Genomic DNA, 23,033 nt, shown 5'->3' with positions numbered 1-23,033 from the left:
GAGCCGCCGCTGGCCGCAATGGCATGCCGGCAGCGCGCAGCAGCGGCGACATCACGCAGTAATGAACCTCAGATAGCGGCGCCATAAGCCGCTACGTCATATTCATGGAGACGATGCCACCGACTATGGTGGCTATTTTCACAGACGCATATCCCGGAGCGACGGTGCCGGTAGCATGACGTGGGAAATGAACCGGAGAGCAAAATGGAATTGACGCAAAGCTACGCCCAGGATCAGGGCTTCTTCCGGCGCTTGAGTATGGTGGACTGGTTATATGCGGCCGCGTTGTTGGCCGGTTCACTGTTTGCGCTGAACCGCTTCGGCGGCTATATGGATTACTACGAAAAGGCGGTGCTGCTGCTGGCCGCCCCGACCTTCGCCTGGCTCGGCTGGCACTGGAAATCGGTGCGCTGGCTGATCCCGCTGCTGGCGATTCTGGCGCTGGGCGCCATCGCCATGTACGGCGGTTCGCTGGAGATGGCGGACAAGAAATTCTTCCTCAAATACATGCTGTCGAGCCAGTCCGCCATCCTCTGGATGAGCGCGCTGTTCTTCCTCGCCACGCTGTTCTATTGGGGCGGCTTGCTGGCGCGTTCGGAGACCGGCGGCGCCATCGGTTCCAAGCTGTGCTGGGCGGCGGTGATCCTCGGCTTCACCGGCATGCTGGTGCGCTGGTACGAGTCCTATCTGATCGGCGCCGATGTCGGCCACATCCCGATTTCCAATCTGTACGAAGTGTTCATCCTGTTCTGCATGATCACCGCACTGTTCTATCTTTACTACGAACAACACTACGCCACGCGCCAGCTGGGCGCCTTCGTGCTGCTGGTGATTTCGGCGGCGGTCGGTTTCCTGCTGTGGTACACGGTCTCGCGCGACGCGGCAGAAATCCAGCCGCTGGTGCCGGCGCTGCAAAGCTGGTGGATGAAGATTCACGTGCCGGCCAACTTCATCGGTTACGGCACCTTCGCGCTGTCGGCCATGGTGGCGGTGGCGTATCTGCTCAAATCCAAGGGCTATCTCGTTGATCGCCTGCCGTCGCTGGAAGTGCTGGACGACGTCATGTACAAGGCCATCGCGGTCGGCTTCGCCTTCTTTACCATCGCCACCATTCTCGGCGCGCTGTGGGCGGCCGAAGCCTGGGGCGGCTACTGGTCCTGGGATCCGAAAGAAACCTGGGCGCTGATCGTCTGGCTCAACTATGCGGCCTGGCTGCACATGCGCCTGATGAAGGGCCTGCGCGGACAAGTCGCGGCCTGGTGGGCGCTGGTCGGCCTGCTGGTCACCACCTTTGCATTCCTGGGCGTGAACATGTTCCTGTCCGGTCTGCATTCTTACGGCGAACTTTGAGGGAAAACACATGAGCGACGCTGACGCTGCCATCGATCTGGTGCTGTTCGACTGCGATGGAACCCTGGTCGACAGCGAAGTCGTGGCGGCCGATGCCTGGTCGGAATACGTCGCCCGCTACGGCGTCAACCTGACCGCGCAGGAGGCGCTGCGTCAGTTCAAGGGCGCCAGCATGAAGCTGTGCGTGGCGCGTATCGAAGAGTTGCATGGCGCACCTTTGCCGGCGGCGTTCGAACATGAGCTGCGCGAGCTGATGGCCGACATGCTGCGCCAGCGTCTGCAGCCGATCAAGGGCGCGCTGGAACTGGTGCAATCGATGGCGATTCCGTTCTGTCTGGCATCCAATGCGCCGCATGCCAAGATCGAACTGTGTCTGAGCGTGACCGGCATGCTGCCTTACTTCGCCGGCCGCATTTTCAGCGCCTACGACGTGCAGCGCTGGAAACCCGATCCGGCATTGTTCCTGCACGCCGCCGCCAGCCTCGGCGTGCCGCCTGCGCGTTGCGCGGTGGTGGAGGACAGTCTGCCCGGCATCCACGCCGGCCTGGCTGCCGGCATGAAGGTCTATGCCTTGCAGGTGCATCAGCCTGATCCCGACATCCCTTCCGGCGTGCATGTGGTGCGTGAGCTGGCCGAATTGCATCCGCATCTGGCCAGCGCCTAAATCCTTTTTTGTTTTTCCATGCATCAACTCCCTCAGGCGGGGGCTGATGCATGGCGCGCCCGATTTTCCTGCCGCATTCCCCGCCGTTCTATCCCTTAGTTTGTCAGCAGGCATCACTGCGATTGCAGCTTTTTGCCGACTTTTTTGCTGAATTCAGCGCCTGGGCTGCATCCGTTCCTGCCCGTTTGCCGTATAAGCCTCAAGCAATATGCCGAAATTCGGTAAGATGGTGCGTTCCCGCCCAGCGCAGGCACATCCAATTCTGCTCTCATCATTCTGGAGTTTTCATGCTGATCAAGCGTCAGGCAGAGGGTATCGATCTGCCGCAAGGCTCGGAAATCACGCCGCGCGCGGTGTTTGAATCGCGCCGCAGTTTCATCCGTCAGATGGCGCTGGGCTCGATTGCGTCCGGCGCCCTGTTGCCGTTCAGCCAGAACGCGCAGGCGCAGGAGGGCGGAGGCCAGAAGCTGGCGGCCAGGCCGAATACGGCCTTCGTCGCGATGGATAAGCAGACCGCCTATAAAGACGCCACCAGCTACAACAACTTCTACGAATTCGGCACCGACAAGGCCGACCCGGCCAAACACGCCGGTACCCTGAAAACGCGGCCCTGGACTGTCGCCATCGAAGGCGAAGTCAAGAAGCCGATGACGCTGGACCTCGACAGCCTGATGAAAATGGCGCCGCTGGAAGAACGCATCTATCGCCTGCGCTGTGTCGAAGGCTGGTCGATGGTGATTCCGTGGATAGGTTTTTCGCTGTCTGAGCTGATCAAAAAGGTCGAGCCCACCGGCAACGCCAAGTACGTCGAATTCATTACCCTGAACGACAAGAAACAGATGCCCGGCGTTTATGAGCCCATCCTCAACTGGCCTTACACCGAAGGCCTGCGCATGGATGAGGCCATGCATCCGCTGGCCTTGCTGACTTTCGGCATGTATGGCGAAGTGCTGCCGAATCAGAACGGCGCGCCGGTACGCATCGTGCTGCCCTGGAAATACGGCTTCAAATCGGCCAAGTCGCTGGTCAAGATCCGCTTCGTCAAGGAGCAGCCCAAGACCGCCTGGAGTCTGTACGCGCCGCAGGAATATGGTTTTTATTCCAACGTTAACCCGGCGGTGGATCATCCGCGCTGGTCGCAGGCCAGCGAGCGCCGTATCGGCGAAGACGGCTTTTTCAATCGCAAACGCAAGACCCTGATGTACAACGGCTACACCGAGGTGGCGCCGCTGTATGCCGGCATGGATCTGAAGAAATTCTTTTGAGGAGAGAAATCCCCGCATGAGCGCGCGCATCGATCGTGAACGACAAGTCATCTATTCGGACTCGCAGCTGGAGATTCGTCCGCTGGGTTTGAAGGAAGCCCCTGCGTTGTACGACGCAGTGCATTATTCGGAAGCAGCGATCAGCGAGTGGGAAAGCTGGTGCACGCCGGGCTACTCGCTGGCGGACGCCAAGAGTTTTCTTCAGCGCAGCATCGAGCAGTGGTCGATGCAGGGCGCCTACGATTTCAACATCGTGGCGCGCGCCACGGGGCAGGTGATCGGCTCGGTGGCGATCAATCAGATCAGTCATCTGAACCAGCTCGGCAATCTCGGCTACTGGATCCGCAGCAGTTATACCGGGCGCGGACTGGCTGCTTTGGCGGCGCGCGCCGCTGCCGGTTTCGCCTTCGCCAAAGTGGGTTTGACGCGGCTGGAAATCGTGGCGCAAACTGGGAATCTGCGCAGCCAGCGCGTGGCTGAAAAGACCGGCGCAACTTTCGAATGCGTGGCGCGCAATCGCCTCACTTACCACGGGCAGGCGCGCGATGCGAAAGTGTTTTCATTGATTCCGGCGGATATGGGAATCTGAGATTTGAGTCAGCGCCGCCATCGGGTGGAGGGCTGCAACATGAGTTCAACACAAGCCGGCGGCGCCGGCTTTTTTCACACATTTTTTATCGTATGAGCGATGTTCACATTTAATCCGGAGTGCGGCGCATGACGTCCATCAAGAACCTCAGCGCCAAACAGGTCGGCTATATCAAGGTGTTGGTATTCATACTGGGCTTGATGCCGATCACGCGCATCGTGCTGGCCGGTTTCCTCGGTTATCTCAGCGCCAATCCGCTGGAATTCATCACCCGCAACACCGGCGACTGGACGCTGTACTTTCTGTGCATCACTTTTGCCATCACGCCGCTGCGCCGTCTGACCAAATTGAACTGGCTGCTGCGCCTGCGTCGCATGCTGGGATTGTTCGGATTTTTCTACGCCTGTTTGCATTTCACCACTTTTCTCTGGTTCGACCATTTCTTCGATCTGGCAGATATGTGGATGGATGTGCTGGAGCGTCCTTTCATTACGGTCGGCTTCATCGCCTTCGTTTTGCTGATCCCGCTGGCGGCCACCAGCACTAATGCGATGGTGCGGCGACTGGGCGGAAAACGCTGGCAGTGGCTGCACAATCTGTTTTACCTGATCTTGCCGCTGGGCATTCTTCATTACTGGTGGATGAAGGCCGGCAAGAACCTTTTGGCCCAGCCGATACTTTTTGCAACAATTATTTCGATTTTATTTTTGCTGCGCGTCCTGCACAAATTACGCACCAAAAAAGCCGTGTAAACCTTATCTGGCCTGAATTTCGTCGAGATATCGCGCTGCAAGGTAAAAGCTTGCAAAGACACTAACTTACAAAACGCTGTCAAAAAAGTGTCTGTTCTCGTATTCCAATTGCTGACTAAAGCGTTACATCTACTAAGCGCCTGCAAAAAGGCGCTTATGTTTCTGGGGCTGGGTTGCCGCACATCAAGTGTCGGAACCGGCCGGTTCATCGAGAGGTACGAGGGCGATGAACTTTGAACGTCAATGACGTAAGAGGAATGAAGATGCAAGCAATCGAACGCAATAAACCGAAATCCGCTGCCGGTCACGCCGGTTCTTATTCGCTGGATGGCAAGGAATCGCGCCTGCACAAGCTCGGCAAGCGCTTCAAAGGTCTGTCCGACGGCCCGTCGCCGCATCACGAAGACGACGACTGCGCGGTCTACGACAAGATTTCCAAGCAGATGGATGACATCGTCGAAGGTGAATCGCCGAAGCGCTTCAAGCGCCCGAAGATGGAAAGCGACATCATCGCGCGCTGAGCGCTTTGAGTCCGTCTCCTGTCGCAGCTTGTCGGCGGGAGCCTGTTGGCAAGCCGTTTTGACAGACAGTCAATAAAGCAGAGAATGGAATGAAGCGAAGCCGGCGCATGGCCGGCTTCGGATTTCTTCATACGCTTTCATGCTGCAGTTTCACTTGCAGGCACTTGCAAGCCCTTACAGGATCGGCTCGCCAAGCAATCCGGGGCACTCGCAAGAACGCGGTCAGCGATTTTCTTCGCGCGCCTCGCGCGACAAGAGTTGCGCCACCATTTCCTGCACGCTGCCGCCGTCGAACAGCGCCGCAGCGACGGCATTGGTGATCGGCATGTCCACCTTCAGTTCCTGCGCCAGCGCACGCACCGCCTGTGCGCAGCGCACGCCCTCGGCGACATGCCCGAGTTCGGCGACGATGGTGTCCAGTTTCTTGTTCTGAGCCAGGCCCAGGCCGACGCGGCGATTGCGCGAGAGGTCGCCGGTGCAGGTCAGGATCAGATCGCCCACGCCGGACAATCCCATGAAGGTTTCTGCACGACCGCCGAGCGCCACGCCGAGCCGGCTGATCTCGGCCAGCCCGCGGGTGATCAGTGCGGCGCGCGCATTCAGGCCCAGTTTCAGACCATCGGCGGCGCCGGTGGCAATCGCCAGGATATTCTTCACGGCGCCGCCGATTTCCACGCCGATCAGATCGTCGCTGGAGTAAATGCGGATGTTGCCGCCGTGCACCGCTTCCACCACGCGTTCGCACAAGGCATCGTCGGTGGAGGCGATGGTCAGCGCGCAGGGCAGACCTTGCGCCACTTCCTGCGCAAACGAGGGGCCCGACAGCGCGCCCGCCGCCAAGTTATTTCCCATGACTTCACGCACGATCTGATGCGGCAACAGCCGCGTCTGTTCTTCCAGACCCTTGCACAGCCAGACCAGATTGGGAATCGGATAGGCGCTTAATTGTTCGCTCAGCGCGCGCAGGCCGGCGACCGATGAGGCCACGATCAACAAGGACGCTTCCGGCTCGGCGCAGACATGGCCGACTGCGGCATCGAAATCGGCGCTGACCTGTAAAGTCGGCGGCAGAGCAAAGCCGCGCAGATAAGCCGTGTTTTCGCGGGTGGTCGCGGCTGCTTGCATGGCCTCGGCATTGCGTCCCCACAGCAGCACTTCATGCCGTTTGGCCAGCGTGATGGCCAGCGCGGTACCCCAGGCGCCGGCGCCAAGTATCGTAATTTTCATGAGTCGAGCTTAGCCCAGAAGGCAGTGAAGGGAAGGCGGATGGACGGGCTGAAGAACATCAGTCAGGCAAGTTAAGCCGGACAGCGGCGACGCGATCGCACAAATGCAAATGGGGCGCCGCCGGCCGCTGCACTTCAGTCGCCCCAGACGTCGCCGGTCCTGGCGTAGCCGGACTGGCCGTCGCGGTGCTTGACCTTGACCCAGCCGGCGGCCGGGCCTTCGACCAGTTCCAGCAGCACATTCTTGTCGGCGCTGAACACCGGCGCGCTGGCTTCGTCGGACGATGTGTAGACACGTGCATTGTTGGCGCTGACCACCAGCATGCGCTTGGTGGTCAAGGTCTTTGACTGGATCCACGACAAGGTGCCGGCGGCGTCGCGCACCTTGCTCCACTCGCCGTAGGTCAGTACCACTTCCACCGGCATGCCGCGCGGCGCGACGTACACGCGGCGGCCCTTTTCGGTCGGAGCGTCGTACATGATGGCCGGTGCGGCGCCGACCGATTTGAAATCCAGCGCGTAAGCGTTGTTTGCCAGCGCGGCGCTCAACATCACGACGGAGCTCAACATGGGCAGGAATTTCATCAGAGTTTCTCCGCGGGTTCGGATGGCGCCCGCCGGATTCCGATGGTCTCGGACGCGGGCGTCAGCATTGAAGGAAGCTTGCAACCCCGAATGCGATTTGCAGGTCTGCAGATCACATCGGGGCCGGATGGTGCTTAGTTGACGGTCGAGGTGCCGGACACCACGGTGCTGTCGGTTTGCTGCTCGGCCAGCGCTTGCAGGCGTTGCTGATAGAACACTTCGAAGTTGATTTCGGCCAGATGGATAGGCGGGAAACCGGCACGGGTGATCATGTCGGCGATGTTGGCGCGCAGGTAAGGGTAGATGATGTTCGGGCAACCGATGCCCAGCAGCGGATCCAGCTGATCGGCCGGCACGTTGCGGATTTCAAAGATGCCGCCTTGCTTGCCTTCGACCAGGAACGCAACCTTGTCCTTGACCTTGGCGGTCACGGTAATGGTCACGGTGGATTCGAAGATGCCTTCCGCCAGGCCTTCGGCGCCGACGTCGACCGCCACTTCAATGGCGGGCGCTTCCTGTTCCAGGAAAATCGCCGGCGAATTCGGTTGCTCCAGCGACATGTCCTTCAGGTAGACGCGCTGGATCTGGAATACGGGTTGCTGTTCAGCTTGTTGAGTCTGTTCCGACATGGATTTCTTTCAGATATGAATGGTGAAATGAATAGGAGAGCTTGCTGGCGTCAGGCTTGCAGCAGCGGATCGAGCTTGCCGGCGCGATCCAGTGCACTCAGATCGTCGAAGCCGCCGACATGGGTGTCGCCGATATAAATCTGCGGCACGGTGCGGCGACCGGTTTTTTGCATCATCAACTCGCGCTGTTGCGGCTCGAGATCGACGCGGATTTTTTGAATGTCGGCCACGCCCTTGTTCTGCAACAAGCGTTCTGCCATGGTGCAATACGGGCACACGGCGGTGCAGTACATCACGACTCGGGAAGTCATTTTGCGTCCTTGGTGGTCAGCGGCAGGCCCTGACCCTGCCATGCGGCGATGCCGCCGGTCAGGCCGTAGACTTCGGTGAAGCCGGCCTTCTTCAGATGCACTTCGGCCTTGGCGGCCTGGGTGCCGGTCTGGCAGATCACGATCACACTCTTGCTCTTGAACTTGTCCAGTTCGGAGATGCGCTGCGGCAAGTCCTTGAGCGGAATGTTGCGGGCGTCGCGCAGATGGCCGGCAGCGAACTGTTCGGTATCGCGCACGTCCAAGACCAGCGTCTTGCCCTGGTTCATGAGCTGGGTGGCTTGCAGCAGGCTCAGCTTGTTGCCGCGCTGCTGGAGGTAGGGCACCATCAGCGCGCCGCCGGAAATCAGGGCCAGCGCGATCAGGAAAATATTATCGATGATGAATTTCACGGTATTCCATTGGGTTTACTGAATCCCGGCATTATAAAATAGAAGCTGACCGCGATTTGAAACTTCCGTCGCACGCACCGTTTTCTTATCAAACCTGAGCTCACCATGTACAAAATCGTATTCATGCGCCACGGCGAATCGACCTGGAATCTGGCCAACCGTTTCACCGGCTGGGTCGATGTCGATCTGACCGAGAAGGGCGTGGCAGAAGCCCGCCAGGCCGGCAAGCTGCTGAAGGAAGCCGGGTTCAGCTTCGATCTGGCCTACACCTCGGTGCTCAAGCGCGCCATCCGCACGCTGTGGACCACGCTGGACGAAATGGATCAGATGTACGTGCCGGTCAAGAACGACTGGCGTCTGAACGAACGCCACTACGGCGCGCTGCAAGGCCTGAACAAGGCGGAAACCGCTGCCCAGTATGGCGACGAGCAGGTGCTGGTCTGGCGCCGCAGCTACGATACGCCGCCCAATCCGCTGGAGCCGAGCGACCCGCGCGCATCATTCAACGACCCGCGCTATGCCGGTCTGGCACGTGAGCAGATTCCGCTGACCGAATGCCTGAAGGACACCGTGGCGCGCGTGCTGCCGGCCTGGAACGATTCCATCGCACCAGCCATCCGCGCCGGCAAGCAGATCATCATTTCGGCCCACGGCAACAGCCTGCGCGCGCTGATCAAGTATCTGGACGGCATCAGCGACAATGACATCGTCGGTCTGAACATCCCCAACGGTCAGCCGCTGGTGTATGAGCTGGACGCCGATCTGAAGCCGATCAAGAGCTATTACCTGGGCGACCAGTCCGCGATTCAGGCGGCGCTGGCGGCGGTAGCGAATCAAGGGAAGTCGAAATAAAACCGAGCTTCTTCAGCAAGACGGCCGCCAGGGCAACAGCAGCGCGGCCGTCCATCGCGACATCAACATCGGCATCGGGCCTCCGCTTCAATGCGGCCACCGATGCGCGCGGCCGATCCTGGCATCGGCCGCTGCGGATGTCTGCCCATGCCTTGCTGCTGGCGGCGGTGATGTGTGTGTGCGCCGCATCCGTGCAGGCGCAGCCGGTCACTGAGCGCAGCAAGCAGAAGCAGGAAGCCGAGAAAGAACGCGCCGATCTGCAGCAGCGTCTGGCCGATCTCAAACGCGATATCAACAAGACCGAAACCGCCAAGGACAACGCCGCCGATGCGCTGGCCGAATCGGAGCAAGCCATTTCAAAGGCCAACCGCTCGCTGCGCGATCTGTCGCAGGAGCAGAGTCAGACCGAGTCCCGGCTGGCGCAGTTGATGAAGCAGCTCGATCAGCTGACTGCGCAGGTCAATGCCCAGCAGGCGCAATTGTCCAAACTGCTGCGCGACCAGTATGTGGCCGGCAATGAAGACCGCATCAAGCTGCTGCTGTCGGGCGACAACCCGAATCGCATCAACCGCGAGCTGCAATACATGGGCTACGTCTCGCAGGCGCAGGCCAGGCTGATCGACACGCTGCGCGCCAATCTGCAGGCGATTCGCGCCAACAAGGCCGATGTCCAGAACGCCAAGTTCGAGCTGGAAGAAATCGCGCAGGAAGAAACCGAACAGAAGCAGGTGCTGGAAAAGGAAAAGAGCAAGCGCTCAAGCCTGCTGTCGCAGCTCTCGACCAAACTCAGTTCGCAGCGCAAGGAAGCCGGCAAGTTGCAGCAGGATGATCAGCGCCTGTCGGGCCTGGTCGACAAACTGGCGCAGATCATCGAACAGCAGAAAAAGGCGGAAGCCGCCGCCCGCGAGAAGCGGCGTCAGGAACAATTGGCGAAAGCCAAGGCCGAACGCGAGCGCCGACTGGCTGAGCAACGCGCCAAAGCCGCCGCCAACAGCCATCCGAATGCCGGCGGAAAAACGCCGTCCATGCCGAATCCTGCCGACGCCATCGATGACGATGAACCGCCGAAGACGGCATCGCTGGGTCGCAACGATCAGATTCCCGAAGCGCAGGAAGAAAATTTCGGCAAACCTTTTGCCGGTCTGCGCGGCCAATTACGGCTGCCGGTGCGTGGTGATCTGAGCGCCAAATTCGGCAGCAGCCGCGGCGACGGGCCGGCCTCCAAGGGGCTCTTCATTCGCGCCCCTGAAGGCGCGGAAGTCAGAGCTGTGGCGGGTGGCAGGGTGGTCTTCGCCGATTGGCTGCGCGGTTTCGGCAACCTGATCATCGTTGATCACGGCAATCAATACATGACGATTTACGGCAATAATCAGGCGGTGCTCAAGCGTGCCGGCGATGTGGTCAAGGCCGGCGATGTCATCGCCAGCGCGGGCAACAGCGGCGGCAACGAGCAATCGGGTTTATACTTTGAAATGCGGCATCAGGGCCGCGCTTTCGACCCATTGACGTGGGTAACTACTAGGTGACACATGAGCAGCAAACTCAAGAATATCAGTTTGATCGGTTTGGGCATGATTGCGGGCGCCACGGCGATGATTCAGTTCGACGCCATCGCCCAGAAAAATGCAACGGCGCCCCTGCCGTTGGAAGAGTTGCGGCAAATGGCGGACGTCTTCGGTCTGATCAAGTCCGATTACGTCGAACAGGTGGATGACAAGAAGCTGCTCACCGAAGCCATTTCAGGCATGGTCGCCTCGCTGGATCCGCATTCCGCGTATCTGGACAAGAAGGCCTACAAGGAATTGCGCGAAGGCACCATGGGCAAGTTCGTCGGCCTGGGTATCGAAGTCGGGATGGAAGACGGTTACGTCAAGGTGATTTCGCCGATCGAGGATTCGCCGGCCTATCGCGCCGGCATCAAGGCGGGCGATCTGATCACCCGCCTCGACAGCACCCCGGTCAAAGGTTTGACGCTGGACGAAGCCGTCAAGAAGATGCGCGGCGAGCCCAACACCAAGATCACGCTGACCATCGCGCGCAAGGAAGAAGACAAGCCGCTGATCCTGACCATCACCCGTCAGGAAATCCGCGTACAGAGCGTCAAGTCCAAGGTGATCGAACCGGGGTATGCGTGGTTGCGCGTGACCCAGTTCCAGGAACCGACGGTGGACGACATGGCCAAGAAGCTGGCCGCGATCTACGCACAGGAACCCAACCTGAAGGGCCTGGTGCTGGATCTGCGTAACGATCCGGGTGGCGTCTTGCCGGGCGCGATCGGCGTCTCTGCCGCCTTCCTGCCCAAGGACTCGGTGGTGGTCTCGACCAATGGCCAGTTGCCCAGCTCCAAGCAAAGCTTCTACGCCAAGCGCGAATACTACGCATCCAATCCGCTGAACGATCCTCTGTCGCGTCTGCCGGATGCGCTCAAGAAGGTGCCGATGGTGGTGCTGGTCAACAGCGGATCGGCCTCGGCCTCTGAAATCGTGGCCGGTGCGCTGCAGGACTACAAGCGCGCCATCATCATGGGCACACAGACCTTCGGCAAGGGCTCGGTGCAGTCGGTGATCGCCTTGCCACCGGACAAGAACACCGCAGTCAAGCTGACCACCGCGCGTTACTACACGCCGAATGGCCGTTCGATCCAGGCGCGCGGTATCGTTCCGGACATCATGGTGGATGAATACGCCGACGGCGATGGTCTGAACGGCCTGCGTCTGCGTGAAGCCGACCTGACCAAGCACCTGAGCAACGACAAGGAAAAGTCGGCTGAAGTCAAAGCCCAGGCGATCGATGAAAAAGACGAAGAACGTCTGATCCAGCTGGAAAAGAAACGCAAACCACTGGAATTCGGCAGTTCGGAAGATTTCCAGTTGTCGCAGGCGCTGAATCATCTGAAGGGCATGCCGGTTCAGGTCTCCAAGGCCAAGCCGGAAATCCGCGATGAAAACAGCAAGGATGACACGCCGGTGAAGGACGACCGCAAGGACAACAAGGCGCCGCCTGAAAAGATCGAAAAGAAGTAAGTTCAAAGCAAGTTCGGAACAGGCAGTCGAATTGTTCTAAACTGGGGCCGCTCAAGAGCGGCCCCTTTCATTTGTCTGGCGGTTCGCACCGCGCAATGCCGGCCTTGATTGGGTGTGCCCCCGCTCGCTCCCTGGAATTTGCGCATGGACAATGCGCTGAATGCAGAATCTGCCCACGTACATGAACGACCAACAATTGCTGCGCTACTCGCGCCACATTCTGCTCGACGAGATCGATATCGAAGGCCAGAGCCGCCTGCTGGCAGCGCACGCGCTGATCATCGGCGCCGGCGGTCTGGGGTCTCCGGCCGCCATGTATCTGGCTTCGGCCGGCATCGGGTGCATCACCCTGGTGGACGACGATACGGTCGACCTGACCAATCTGCAGCGCCAGATCATGCATGCCACCGACCGTGTCGGCCAGCTCAAGGTTGAGTCGGGGCGTCAGGCCTTGCAGCAGATCAATCCCGAGGTGCAGGTGCAGGCCCTGGCCGAGCGGTTGTCGGGCGAGCGTTTGGCGCAACTGGTGGCGCAAGCCGACGTCGTGCTCGATTGCAGCGACAACTTTGCCACTCGCCACGCCGTCAATCAGGCTTGCGTGCAGCATGGGGTGCCGCTGGTGTCCGGCGCGGCGATCCGGTTCGACGGCCAGATCAGCGTGTTCGATCCGCGCGGCGATACGCCTTGCTATGCCTGCCTGTTTCCGCCGGACCGTGAATTCGACGAGGTGCAATGTTCCACCATGGGCGTGTTTTCGCCACTGGTCGGCATCATCGGCACCATGCAGGCGGCCGAGGCGCTCAAGCTGGTGGCCGGCATCGGCCAGTCGCTGGCCGGGCGTCTGCTGATTCTGGATGCGCGCAATATGGAATGGACCTCGATTTCGGTGGCGCGCAATCCGGCGTGTCTGGTGTGCGGCACACGCCATGCCTGATACTGCACCGGCTCGCTCAGGCCGACCGGTTCAGGCGCGCCGGGTCTTGCTTGCGTAACAAGCATTGATCAGCCGCAAGTCTTTGTGCGACAAGGCTTTGCGGCAATCCGCTCAAGCATGGGGAAGACTGTTTAAGCGCCTGCTTCTGGTATACACTGTGTCAGCTTTACATCCTGATCCAAGCTTGGCCTATGGCCGGTTGCGCAGGAAAATCTGAAGGCGTAGTGCAGGGTTCGCCCTGAGAGGAGGAGTGATGACTGTCTCCGCAAAGAAAACTTCCGCTGGCAAGGGCGGCAAGAATAAGCATAACGAAGAGAACGAACAGAACGAGCAGACCGGCCCCGGCGATGGCGGACCCGTGGAGGAGCCGGATCCGCGATCAGATCCGGGCAGCGGCGAACGAAAAGCAGCAGGAAACAGTCAAAAATTCCCTGATGCAACCGCGAAAGCGGCAAAGTCGGCAGCATCCGCAAGTGTTGTAGTACAATCCTTCACCGCGAAAAACGCTGCGCCAGCAGTAGTGCGGTCAGCCGGCAGGAACACTGCCGATAAGCCGACCGCCGCGCGAACGTCAATCGAAGAGGGACCCTCCGCGGCATGGGAAGTGGATTCAAAAGCGACCAGCTCCGGCAAAGCAGCATCCGCCGGAACAATGGATAAAGTTGAAAAACCCGTAGTATTGAAAGTAAGCGAAGTGGCAACTAAAACTCCCAAAACTACCTCTGCGACAACCTTGCTGACTGAGGAACAAATCCTCAAGATGGGCGAGAAGGACTACATGAACGAAGCGCAGCTTGCTTTCTTCAAGGCCCGGTTGCAGCAGCTCGAAAAGGATCTGCTGAAGAACGCAGATGAGACCACCGAACACCTGCGCGAAACCGTGCTGGTGCCTGATCCGGCAGACCGCGCGACGATCGAGGAAGAGCATGCGCTGGAACTGCGCACGCGCGACCGCGAGCGCAAGCTGCTGAAGAAGGTGCAACAGTCGATCGCTTCGATCGATGGCGGCGACTACGGCTGGTGCGAAGAAACCGGCGAGCCTATCGGCATCCCGCGTTTGCTGGCGCGTCCGACCGCAACGCTGTCGCTGGAAGCGCAGCAGCGTCGTGAACTGAAGCAGAAGCTCTACGGCGACTGATTCGGCACCGACAAATCTGTAGCCGATTTTCCGCACTTCCGACAGAGCCGGTCCTGGTACCGGCTCTCGTCAATTCAGGTTCCCCATTTCAAATGCATTCGCTCCGTCGCATCCGCAGTCTTGCCGTCACCGCTACGCTGGTGATCGCCTTGCTGTTTGCGCAGATGCTCGGTCTGGCGCACAGCATCGTGCACGCCGGCTGGGCGCCGGGCGCGGTGCATTCACTGCTCGACGAATCGCTGTTCGACTACGGCGAGTCCAACGACGCTCATGAGCTTGAAGCGCCGGCGGCTGCAGCGGCTGTCGCTGTAACGGGCAGCGCCGATGCGGCATCTGATCCGGCCGCCGCTCATGCCTCGGCCCACGACGGCGATCATCATCACTCCTGCGTCGCCTACGATGCTGCCACGCTGGCTGCCAGCGTGCATATCGATTTCCCCCTGCCGCCGCTGATGCCGGGTACGCATGTGCTGGCCTTGTGGCAAGCCTTCGCATCCTGGGATGCGCCTTTCGTCTGTCATTTCTTCTCGCGCGCGCCGCCGCGCTGATTCCTGCTCTTCAACTTTAATCGCTGTCGCTTCAAGGCAAGTGAGCATCGGGTTTGAATCCCCGGTACCGGCTAGCCCTGTTCTGACGCGCCTGGTTCGTGCCCTCTCCTTGTGTCGGGCGCGGCCATGCCGCAGACGCTGAAGCGACGCTATCCATAGTCATGTCCGGCTTGTGCTCATGAGCGGCGCGCGTTCGCCCTGCTTGCGGGCAGCGCGCATTGCATTCGCTTGGCGCAGCAATGCAGCCGGACTCAGGTTTCAGGGAATTCACATGTTCTATCAACGTCAGCTTCTGGCCGGCGCGGTGGTGTCCGCGCTTGCTTCCTGGTCATTTTCAGCGCACGCGCAGACCACCCCGCCAACGTCCGAGGCAAGCAGCGAGGCCTCGGCCAATGCTGCCGCTGCGCCGGTATTGCGGCCCATCGTCGTGACCGCCAATCCTTTCGAATCGGAAGAAAACGCGCAAATTCTGACGCCCGCCAAAGTGCTGGCCGGCGATGAATTGCGCAACAAGCTCGGCAATTCGCTGGGCGAGACCCTGTCGCAGGAGCTGGGCGTATCGGCCTCGGCTTTCGGCGCCGGCGCTTCGCGTCCCATCATTCGCGGCATGGAAGGTCCGCGCGTGATGATTCTGCAAAACGGCATGCCGGTGTCGGACGTCTCGACCGTCTCCAACGACCACGCCGTCGCCACCGAAGGCGCCACCGCGCGCCAGATCGAAATCCTGCGCGGCCCGGCCGCCCTGCTGTACGGCTCCGGCGCTATCGGCGGCCTGGTGAACGTGGTCAACGACCGCATTCCGACCCTGTTGCTGCCCAGGCTGACCGGTGAAGTCGAAGGTCGCTACGGCACCGTGGATGGTCAGAAAAACGGCTCCTTCTCGCTCGACGGTTCGGCCGGCCAGATCGGTTACCACCTCGACGGCAACTACCGCGACACCGACAACTACAAGATCCCCGGCAATGCCAGACAGGGCGACGCAAGCAGCGCCTCGGGGCGCCTGCCGAATTCCTTCACGCATGAAACCAGCCTCGGCGGCGGCGTTTCCTACATCGCCGACTGGGGGCACATCGGCTTGTCGGCCTCGACGCTGGACGATCATTACGGCATTCCGACCGACGAGAAGTCCTTCATCGATCTGCATCAGAATCGCTATGATCTCGACACCCTGGTGCGCGAGCCGTTCGCCGGTTTCGAGTCCTTCAAGTTCAAGCTTGGTTACACCGATTACACCCACATCGAGAAACAGCAGGACGGCACGCCGTCCACGGTGTTTGCCAACCGCGCGTTGCAGACCCGCTGGGAACTGACGCACAAGCCGCTGGCCGGCTGGCGCGGCACGTTCGGCGTACAGACCGAGCAAAGCAACTACTCGGCGATTGGTGCGGCCAGCGGCACCGCCGAGCTGACGCCTCCGACCAGGTCGACTTCGTTTGCCGGCTTCCTGGTGGAAGAGCGCAACTTTGGTCCGGTGCTGGTCAGCGCCGGTTTGCGTGGCGAATCGGTACAGCGTCGTCCGGATGCCGGCAGCGGTCTCGCCGACCGCGATTTCAGCCTGCTGTCATGGTCGACCGGCGCACTGTGGGCTTTCACGCCGGGCTACGGTCTGGGCCTGACTTACTCGCTGGCGCAGCGCGCGCCGACGGTGGAAGAGCTGTATTCCAACGGCGCCCACGAATCGACTTCGACCTTCGACATCGGCGACGGCAAGCTGCAGAAGGAGACTTCGCACAACATCGAACTGACGCTGCAAAAGACGGAGGGATTGGTGCGCTGGAAGGGTAATCTGTTCCAGAACAAGGTGAAGAATTACATCTACGGCCGCACCAACGGCAAGGTCGATGACAGCGGCGCCGCGGATCCGGACGGCGAATTCACCCAGCGTTTCTGGTCGCAGGGCGACGCCACCATTCATGGCGCCGAAGCTGAAGTCAGCTACAACTGGAACGGCGAAGGCTATTCGGTGCGCGGCTTCGCCGATACCTCGCGCGGCAAGCTGGATAACCAGGGCAATCTGCCGCTGCAACCGGCCACACGCTACGGCGTCGGCTTCGGCTATCGCCAGGGGCCTGTCGCCGGCGGCGTGCAGGTGCTGCGCGCGATGAAGCAGGACCGGCTGGCGTCGTTCGAAACCACAGAAACGCCTTCCTACACTCAGCTCGATGCCAATCTGTCGTACACGCAAAAGCTCAATGGCGTGAAGGTGACGTGGTTCGCGCTGGCGCGCAATCTGCTGAATCAGGACATTCGTCTGTCGACTTCGGTGCTCAAGGATTCGGTGCCTTTGAGCGGCCGCAATCTGATTCTGGGCGTACGCACCAGCTTCTGATCGCTGCCGGCAGCGGTGTGAGTGGCGCGGTTTAGCTTGATATCAATGTAGCCGCTCCATTGTCACGAACGTGGCCGTCGCCCTGATGAAAAATCAGGGCGACGGTGCTTGATTCAGCCCGCCCGTTATCAATGCGTTGCAGGAGAAAAATTACATTCTGACAAGTATTGGGTTATTCTTGCGAAACATTTACGGATATCAAAAAGTTTTTTGATAATAAGTCCGTCAATTTTCAATCAAGGGGGCGAGGGCATGAGAGCCTGCTTCAGATTGCTGACCATCTCTGTCAGCGCAGCCTTGTCCTTGGCTGTTCATGCGACATCCAAGGCCGAAGATATTCAACTGGTGCGACTGGGTTTCAGCGGTCCCTTGTCCGGCGCCAACGCCGCAGCCGGCAAAGATGCGCTCAACGGCATGCAAATGGCGGTTGAACGGCTCAACCAGCAGGCGCTGCAGATCGAGGGCAAGGCCTTGCGCTTTGAAGTCGTGGCGCGCGACGATCAGTCCAATCCTCAGCGCGGTCTCGAGATCGCGCGTGAGCTGAGCGCCAGTCGCATCAATGCCTTGCTGGGCCCATTCACGTCCGGCGTCGCCATGACGTCCATCAAGGTCTACAACGACGCCGCCATCCCGGTGCTGACAATCGCCTCCAATCCCAAAGTCACGCAGGCCAATCTGAACTATGTGTTCCGGATCGCCGCCAGCGATGCCGACATCGGCGCCAAGCTGGCGCAATACGCAGCGCGCAATCTGAAGCTGAAAAGCATCGCCGTCATCGATGATGGCAGCGTCTATGCACAAGGCCTGATCGATGCATTCCAGAAGAGCGCCAGGAGCATGGGTTTGCAGATTTCCAGCCGTGAAAAACTCAGCGACACGGCCGACGACGCTTCGGTGTCGCGCACGCTGCAAACGCTGCGCAACGACAAGGCGCCAGCGATTTTCTTTGGCGGCTACGCCGCGCAGGGCGGGCGTCTGCTCAAGGCCATGCAGCAGTTGAAGATGGATGCCATGCTGCTCGGCGGCGATGCGCTGTGCGCCGCCGATCTGGTGCGCCTGGCCGGCGACAGTCTGGGCAATAACACCTATTGTGCAGAAGGCGGAGTCTGGCTGACGCGCGCGGCCGACGGCGCGGTGTTCAGCGCCGGCTATCAACGCAGGTTTGCTTATGCGCCGGATGTCTACGCGGCCACTTATTACGACGGCGTGATGCTGCTGGCGCAGGCCATCAAATCGAGTGGTTCGATCGCCGGCCCGCAGTTGTTGCCAGCACTGCTCAAAAGCCGCTACAAGGGTGTCACCGCCAGCTATGAATTCACCGGCCAGCGCGAGCTGAAGGAATCCACCGTGACCATTCTGCGCTTCAAGGGCAGCACGCTGGTGCCGCTGGCGAGTTTCTGAGCGCGCGGGAAGTTCGTCTGCGACCAACTGACAGTCTGGATCAGACCTTAGCGGCCTACTTGATCGGCAGCCGTATCGTGTTCTTGACCTCTTCCATCACCGCATAGGTATGCGTCTCGCGCACGCCCTTGAGTTGCAGCAGCGACTTGCCGAGGAATTCGCGATAGGCGTTCATGTCTTTCACGCGCGATTTCACCAGATAGTCGAAGCCACCGGCTACCATGTGGCATTCCATGATTTCCGGGATGCTCTGCACGCTCTTCTTGAATTCGGCGAACACATCCGGCGTGGTCCGGTCCAGCACCACTTCGATGAAGACCAGCAGCGACACGTCCAGCAACTCGGGATTGAGCTGGGCGGCGTAGCCCAGGATGTAGCCGGCTTCCTGCAATTTGCGCACCCGTTCCAGGCAGGCTGCCGGCGACAGATTCACGCGCGCGGCCAGATCGACGTTGCTGATGCGGCCGTCGCTTTGCAGTTCGGACAATATTTTCTTGCTGATTTTATCGAGCGCTGCCATGGAATCTGAATTTTATTCAGTAAAAATGGTTAAAGGAAAATTTAATTCTGATTATAAAGGCAATAAACACGCCTAATATCAGCGAAGAAAAAATAGAATCGACCCTCATAAAAAATACAACGTAATGCGGACGTGGTGCGCCAACGGCGGTGCACCGGCATGGTTACACGCGGCATCTCCGGCAATTCACAGAGACAGGATCTTTATGTTCTACCCTGCAACGGCGCAGTGCGTACGGCATCATCTACCTCGTTTTCATGGTCCTCATGAAGACGACAGCTTCTGCTTTTCCAGCGTTTTACCCAATCCAACCGCAGTCTGACTTTCAACAGAAGAGAGGAAACACAACATGGTTAACCGCGTCTCCGGACTAAAAATCATTGCCGCATCGCTGGCGCTGACTCCTGCAGTGTTGTTCGCGCAGGAAGTGCAGACCGTCAAGATCGGCTTCAGCAGCCCGCTGACCGGTCCGCAGGCATCCGCCGGCAAGGACAATCAAGGCGGCCTGATGATGGCGGTCGAACGCCTGAATGCGCAACCCATCACCGTGGGCGGCAAGAAGATCAAGTTCGAGGTCATCTCGGAAGATGACCAGGCCGATCCGAAATCGGGCGTGGCCGCTGCGCAAAAGCTGGCTGACCAGGGCATCAAGGCCATCGTCGGTCCTTACAACTCGGGCGTGACGATTCCTGCTTCGCGCGTGTTCAACGACGCCGGCATCGTGGTAGCGACCGTGGCCTCCAATCCCAAGATCACGCAGCAGGGTTTTGCGACCCTGTTCCGCGTGGCGGCCAGCGACAGCCAGCTGGGCGGCAAGATGGCGCTGTACGCAGCCAAGGAACTGAAGATCAAGAAGGTCTCGGTGATCGACGACCGCACCGCCTACGGCCAGGGTCTGGCGGAAGAGTTCAGCAAGGTGGCCAAGGCCAACGGCATCGAAGTGGTCAGCAAGGACTTCACCAACGACAAGGCCACCGACTTCACCGCCATCCTGACCTCGATCAAGGGCAAGAAGCCCGACGCCGTGTTCATCGGCGGCTACGCGCCACAAGGCGGCCCGATCAAGCGCCAGATGAAGCAACTGGGCATCGACGTCGTGCTGATGGGCGGCGACGGCATCTGCTCGCCTGAAATGGGCCGTCTGGGCGGCGACGCCATCGGTGAAAGCGTCTACTGTACTCAAGGCGGCACCATGCTGGACAAGGCCAAGGACGGCAAGGCCTTCGCCGACGACTATCAGAAGAAGTTCGGTCGCCCTGCAGAAACCTACGCGGTGTCCTTCTACGACGGCATGATGCTGATTGCACAAGCCATGAAGACCGCCAACTCGGTCGAACCCAAGCAATTCGGTCCGGCGCTGGCCAAGCTGAGCTACAAGGGCGTGGCCGGTCAGTATGACTTCGACGCCAACCACGATCTGAAGCAATCGCCGGTGACCGTGTACCGTTTCAAGAACGGCCTCCCGGTGCCACTGACCAGCTATTGATCTGGTCCTGAAAGCCTGCCGCTTCAGATGACCGGAGCGGCAGGCTTCACCTCATTTCTCGTTTGACCATTCCATCGTAGCGATCAGGCGCTGCGCAGCACAGGTGCAGGCTAAAGCTCTGTCCGGCTGCCGGCCACCGGCTTTTTGCAGCCGTCACGCTGCAGGGTGGTAATCTTTGCGGCCGGCCCGGCAACCCGGCGCAGCGGCCGCAAAGAGATTCAGTCAGTTTGTGAAGGAAGTCTCATGCTCAGCTATACCCGCACCGTACAGACCATCGACGCCCATACCGGCGGCGAGCCCTTGCGCATCCTGGTGTCCGGATTGCCGCAGGTGCCGGGCGACACCATCCTGCAAAAGCGCGCCTGGCTCAAGGAGCATCGCGACGACCTGCGCCAGTTCCTGATGAACGAGCCGCGCGGTCACGCCGACATGTACGGCGCCTATCTGTTTCCGCCGGTCACTCCCGAAGCTGACTTCGGCGTCGTCTTCATCCACAACGAAGGCTATAGCGACATGTGCGGCCACGGCATCATCGCGCTGGGCAAGGTGCTGGTCGAAATGGGTTATGTCGAGCGCACTGCGCCGCATACCCGCATCCGTTTCGACGCCCCGGCCGGCTTCATCGACGCCAGCGTGGAATGGGACGGCCAGCGCGCCGGCCAGGTCACCTTCAAGAATGTGCCGGCCTTCATCTATCAGCGCGACGTCGAAGTCGAGACCCCGAGCTTCGGCAAGATCACCGGCGACATCGTGTTCGGCGGCGCCTTCTACTACTACATCAACGCTGCGCAGACCGGCCTGACCGTCAAGCCTGAACTGGTGCGCCAGCTGATCCAGCTGGGCGCGGAAACCAAGGCCGCCGTCAAGGCCAAGGTACAGATCCGGCATCCGCTGGAACCCGGTCTCAACACGCTGTACGGCACCATCATCGACAGCGAAGCCAATTTCCCCGGCGCCGATCAATCCAATGTCTGCATCTTCGCCGACCGTGAAGTGGATCGCTCGCCGACCGGCACCGGCACCTCCGGCCGCGCCGCGCAATTGTTCCTGCGCGGGCAACTGGCGCTTAATCAGAATTACGTCAACGGCAGCATTGTCGGCAGCAACTTTGGCGTGCGCGTAACCGGTGCCTGCAAGGTCGGCGAATTCGATGGCGCCCTGACTGAAGTCACCGGCAGCGCCCACATCATGAGCACCAACCAGTGGGTACTGGAAGAATCCGACCCGTTCCCGACCGGCTTTTTCCTGCGCTGAGACTTTAAGTCCGGCAGCCGATTTTTCCACGTCACCCGACCCACCGATTCAGCACAGGACCGCAGCGCATGCATATTCTCGACGCCCGACAGACCGCCCAGGCGCTGCCTTACGATCAACTCGTGCCGGCGCTGGCGCAGGCCGCGCAGGAGTTCGTCTCCGGCGCCATCCGCGCGCCCGAGCGCCAGGTGGTGCCGATTGACGTCAACAGCGTGCTGCTCAGCATGCCGGCCATCGGCGACGATCTCAGCGTGACCAAGCTGATCACCGTGCATGCCGACAACGGCCAGCATCATTTGCCCGCGATTCAGGGCGAGGTGATTGCCTTTGAAACGCGCACCGGCCGCCGCATCGCGCTGCTCGACGGCCCGACCGTGACCGGCCGCCGCACCGCCGCGATGACGCTGCTCGGAATTCAGACCCTGTTGCCGCGCAAGCCGGTCTCGGCGCTGCTGATCGGCACCGGCGTGCAGGCGCAGGCGCATGCCGATGCGCTGGCAGAGTTTTTCGGCATCACCCAGTTCTGGATCGCTGCGCGCGATCTGGGGCGCACGCAGGCTTTTTGCAGCGCCTTGTGCGCGCGTCATCCGCAGGTGATTGCCAGCCCGCTGGCGATGGATGTGCTGCAGCATGACACCCCGCAGACCGATGTGCTGATTGCGCTGACCACCTCGCGCAGCGCCGTGATTCCGGTCAATCTCGCATCGTCCACGCTGGCCGTCGGTGTCGGCGCCTTCAAGCCCGACATGGTGGAATTCCCGGCCGAGCTGGTGCATGCGCGCAAGGTGGTGGTGGACGATCTGGGCGGTGCGCACCATGAAGCCGGCGATCTGATTCAGGCCAAGGTCGACTGGAGCAGCGTCAGCGCCATCGGCGATCTGCTGTCCGGCAAGATTGCGCCGGCCTCGCTGAATCAAGACGGCCTGCTGCCGATTTTCAAGACCGTCGGTCAGGCCTCGTGGGATCTGGCGGCGGCGCGCGTGGCGCGAGCGTTCCTGAATTGAATCCGTACTAAGCCGAGCGCGAATCTTCGCGCTCTTTTCTTATCAAGCATCCAGCAAGTATCTATCAAGCATCCGGGAAGAAGGGGACAGTAAATGAAGCGCAACATCCGCATCACCAGCGGGCCTGGCACGATCCAGCCCCGCACAACGACCGCCGGCGTTCGCCGTCAGCGGCCATAAAACAGGAGGAGACAAGAATGGACATATTCATCCAGCAAATCATCAACGGTCTGGTGCTAGGG

At 60.3% G+C, this 23,033-nt stretch carries 23 protein-coding genes; 17 read left to right on the top strand and 6 right to left on the bottom strand.

All coding sequences use genetic code 11. The features are described from left to right. Positions 1-204: 204 nt before the first annotated feature. The 6 genes from ccsB to PQR62_RS24180 all read left to right on the top strand — a co-directional run bounded on the left by ccsB (position 205) and on the right by PQR62_RS24180 (position 5,141). Entirely contained in the window at positions 205-1,350 is a 1,146-nt protein-coding gene (ccsB, locus tag PQR62_RS24205; RefSeq protein ID WP_408160643.1) for a c-type cytochrome biogenesis protein CcsB, read from the top strand. Between the two features lie 10 nt (positions 1,351-1,360). After that, positions 1,361-2,014, top strand: a complete 654-nt coding sequence (locus tag PQR62_RS24200) for an HAD family hydrolase (protein ID WP_408160642.1) — start codon at positions 1,361-1,363, stop codon at positions 2,012-2,014. Positions 2,015-2,301: 287 nt separating this feature from the next. Beyond that, entirely contained in the window at positions 2,302-3,279 is a 978-nt protein-coding gene (gene msrP / locus PQR62_RS24195; protein WP_408160641.1) for a protein-methionine-sulfoxide reductase catalytic subunit MsrP, read from the top strand. A gap of 16 nt (positions 3,280-3,295) precedes the next feature. Then, entirely contained in the window at positions 3,296-3,868 is a 573-nt protein-coding gene (locus tag PQR62_RS24190; protein ID WP_408160640.1) for a GNAT family N-acetyltransferase, read from the top strand. Between the two features lie 128 nt (positions 3,869-3,996). Further along, positions 3,997-4,620 carry a protein-methionine-sulfoxide reductase heme-binding subunit MsrQ gene (gene msrQ / locus PQR62_RS24185; protein ID WP_408160639.1) on the top strand — a complete coding sequence of 208 codons (624 nt, stop codon included), beginning with the start codon at positions 3,997-3,999 and terminating at the stop codon, positions 4,618-4,620. Between the two features lie 263 nt (positions 4,621-4,883). Further along, on the top strand, positions 4,884-5,141 hold the full coding sequence (locus tag PQR62_RS24180; protein WP_408160638.1) for a hypothetical protein: 258 nt from the start codon (positions 4,884-4,886) through the stop codon (positions 5,139-5,141). Between the two features lie 222 nt (positions 5,142-5,363). On the opposite strand, the gene PQR62_RS24175 is transcribed toward PQR62_RS24180, so the two are convergent. From PQR62_RS24175 to PQR62_RS24155, 5 genes are all read right to left on the bottom strand, one after another. Next, positions 5,364-6,368 (bottom strand): NAD(P)H-dependent glycerol-3-phosphate dehydrogenase, encoded by a 1,005-nt coding sequence (locus tag PQR62_RS24175; protein ID WP_408160637.1) that lies wholly within the window; start codon positions 6,366-6,368, stop codon positions 5,364-5,366. A gap of 134 nt (positions 6,369-6,502) precedes the next feature. After that, complete coding sequence (locus tag PQR62_RS24170) at positions 6,503-6,952, bottom strand: SH3 domain-containing protein (RefSeq protein ID WP_408160636.1); 450 nt, start codon at positions 6,950-6,952, stop codon at positions 6,503-6,505. Positions 6,953-7,086: 134 nt separating this feature from the next. Then, positions 7,087-7,581: a protein-export chaperone SecB gene (gene secB, locus PQR62_RS24165; RefSeq protein ID WP_408160634.1), complete on the bottom strand. Its 495-nt coding sequence runs from the start codon at positions 7,579-7,581 to the stop codon at positions 7,087-7,089. Between the two features lie 50 nt (positions 7,582-7,631). Beyond that, entirely contained in the window at positions 7,632-7,892 is a 261-nt protein-coding gene (gene grxC / locus PQR62_RS24160; RefSeq protein WP_408160632.1) for a glutaredoxin 3, read from the bottom strand. After that, positions 7,889-8,302, bottom strand: coding sequence for a rhodanese-like domain-containing protein (locus PQR62_RS24155; protein ID WP_408160631.1), 414 nt, complete (start codon positions 8,300-8,302; stop codon positions 7,889-7,891). Before PQR62_RS24155 ends, grxC begins: the two co-directional genes overlap by 4 nt. Positions 8,303-8,407: 105 nt before the next feature. On the opposite strand from PQR62_RS24155, the gene gpmA reads away from it, so the two are divergent. The 8 genes from gpmA to PQR62_RS24115 all read left to right on the top strand — a co-directional run bounded on the left by gpmA (position 8,408) and on the right by PQR62_RS24115 (position 18,527). After that, entirely contained in the window at positions 8,408-9,154 is a 747-nt protein-coding gene (gene gpmA, locus PQR62_RS24150; RefSeq protein WP_408160630.1) for a 2,3-diphosphoglycerate-dependent phosphoglycerate mutase, read from the top strand. A 137-nt stretch (positions 9,155-9,291) separates the two neighbouring features. Next, a complete protein-coding gene (locus tag PQR62_RS24145; protein WP_408160629.1) occupies positions 9,292-10,680 on the top strand; it encodes a murein hydrolase activator EnvC family protein in 1,389 nt (462 codons plus the stop codon). 3 nt (positions 10,681-10,683) lie between these two features. Continuing rightward, complete coding sequence (locus tag PQR62_RS24140; RefSeq protein ID WP_408160628.1) at positions 10,684-12,177, top strand: S41 family peptidase; 1,494 nt, start codon at positions 10,684-10,686, stop codon at positions 12,175-12,177. 181 nt (positions 12,178-12,358) lie between these two features. Further along, entirely contained in the window at positions 12,359-13,111 is a 753-nt protein-coding gene (locus PQR62_RS24135) for a HesA/MoeB/ThiF family protein (protein WP_408160627.1), read from the top strand. Positions 13,112-13,763: 652 nt separating this feature from the next. Further along, a complete protein-coding gene (gene dksA / locus PQR62_RS24130) occupies positions 13,764-14,249 on the top strand; it encodes an RNA polymerase-binding protein DksA (RefSeq protein ID WP_408160694.1) in 486 nt (161 codons plus the stop codon). Between the two features lie 92 nt (positions 14,250-14,341). Further along, positions 14,342-14,797 (top strand): hypothetical protein, encoded by a 456-nt coding sequence (locus PQR62_RS24125; RefSeq protein WP_408160626.1) that lies wholly within the window; start codon positions 14,342-14,344, stop codon positions 14,795-14,797. Positions 14,798-15,068: 271 nt separating this feature from the next. Then, positions 15,069-17,126 carry a TonB-dependent receptor gene (locus PQR62_RS24120; RefSeq protein ID WP_408160625.1) on the top strand — a complete coding sequence of 686 codons (2,058 nt, stop codon included), beginning with the start codon at positions 15,069-15,071 and terminating at the stop codon, positions 17,124-17,126. A gap of 270 nt (positions 17,127-17,396) precedes the next feature. Then, positions 17,397-18,527 (top strand): branched-chain amino acid ABC transporter substrate-binding protein, encoded by a 1,131-nt coding sequence (locus tag PQR62_RS24115; protein ID WP_408160624.1) that lies wholly within the window; start codon positions 17,397-17,399, stop codon positions 18,525-18,527. Between the two features lie 55 nt (positions 18,528-18,582). Here PQR62_RS24115 and PQR62_RS24110 read toward each other — a convergent pair whose 3' ends face one another. Beyond that, positions 18,583-19,047, bottom strand: coding sequence for an Lrp/AsnC ligand binding domain-containing protein (locus PQR62_RS24110; RefSeq protein WP_408160623.1), 465 nt, complete (start codon positions 19,045-19,047; stop codon positions 18,583-18,585). Positions 19,048-19,396: 349 nt separating this feature from the next. Between PQR62_RS24110 and PQR62_RS24105 the strand changes: the two genes are divergently transcribed. The 3 genes from PQR62_RS24105 to PQR62_RS24095 all read left to right on the top strand — a co-directional run bounded on the left by PQR62_RS24105 (position 19,397) and on the right by PQR62_RS24095 (position 22,791). After that, positions 19,397-20,533: a branched-chain amino acid ABC transporter substrate-binding protein gene (locus PQR62_RS24105; protein ID WP_408160622.1), complete on the top strand. Its 1,137-nt coding sequence runs from the start codon at positions 19,397-19,399 to the stop codon at positions 20,531-20,533. A 243-nt stretch (positions 20,534-20,776) separates the two neighbouring features. Continuing rightward, on the top strand, positions 20,777-21,787 hold the full coding sequence (gene lhpH / locus PQR62_RS24100) for a trans-3-hydroxy-L-proline dehydratase (protein WP_408160621.1): 1,011 nt from the start codon (positions 20,777-20,779) through the stop codon (positions 21,785-21,787). Positions 21,788-21,855: 68 nt separating this feature from the next. Beyond that, entirely contained in the window at positions 21,856-22,791 is a 936-nt protein-coding gene (locus tag PQR62_RS24095; RefSeq protein WP_408160620.1) for a delta(1)-pyrroline-2-carboxylate reductase family protein, read from the top strand. Positions 22,792-23,033: the final 242 nt, after the last annotated feature.

This window comes from Herbaspirillum lusitanum, assembly GCF_046025995.1.
In the GTDB taxonomy this organism is placed as follows: Bacteria; Pseudomonadota; Gammaproteobacteria; order Burkholderiales; family Burkholderiaceae_D; genus Herbaspirillum; species Herbaspirillum lusitanum_A.
The sequence above is the reverse complement of the archived record's forward strand: the minus strand, read 5'-3'. Positions and strand labels throughout refer to the sequence as shown.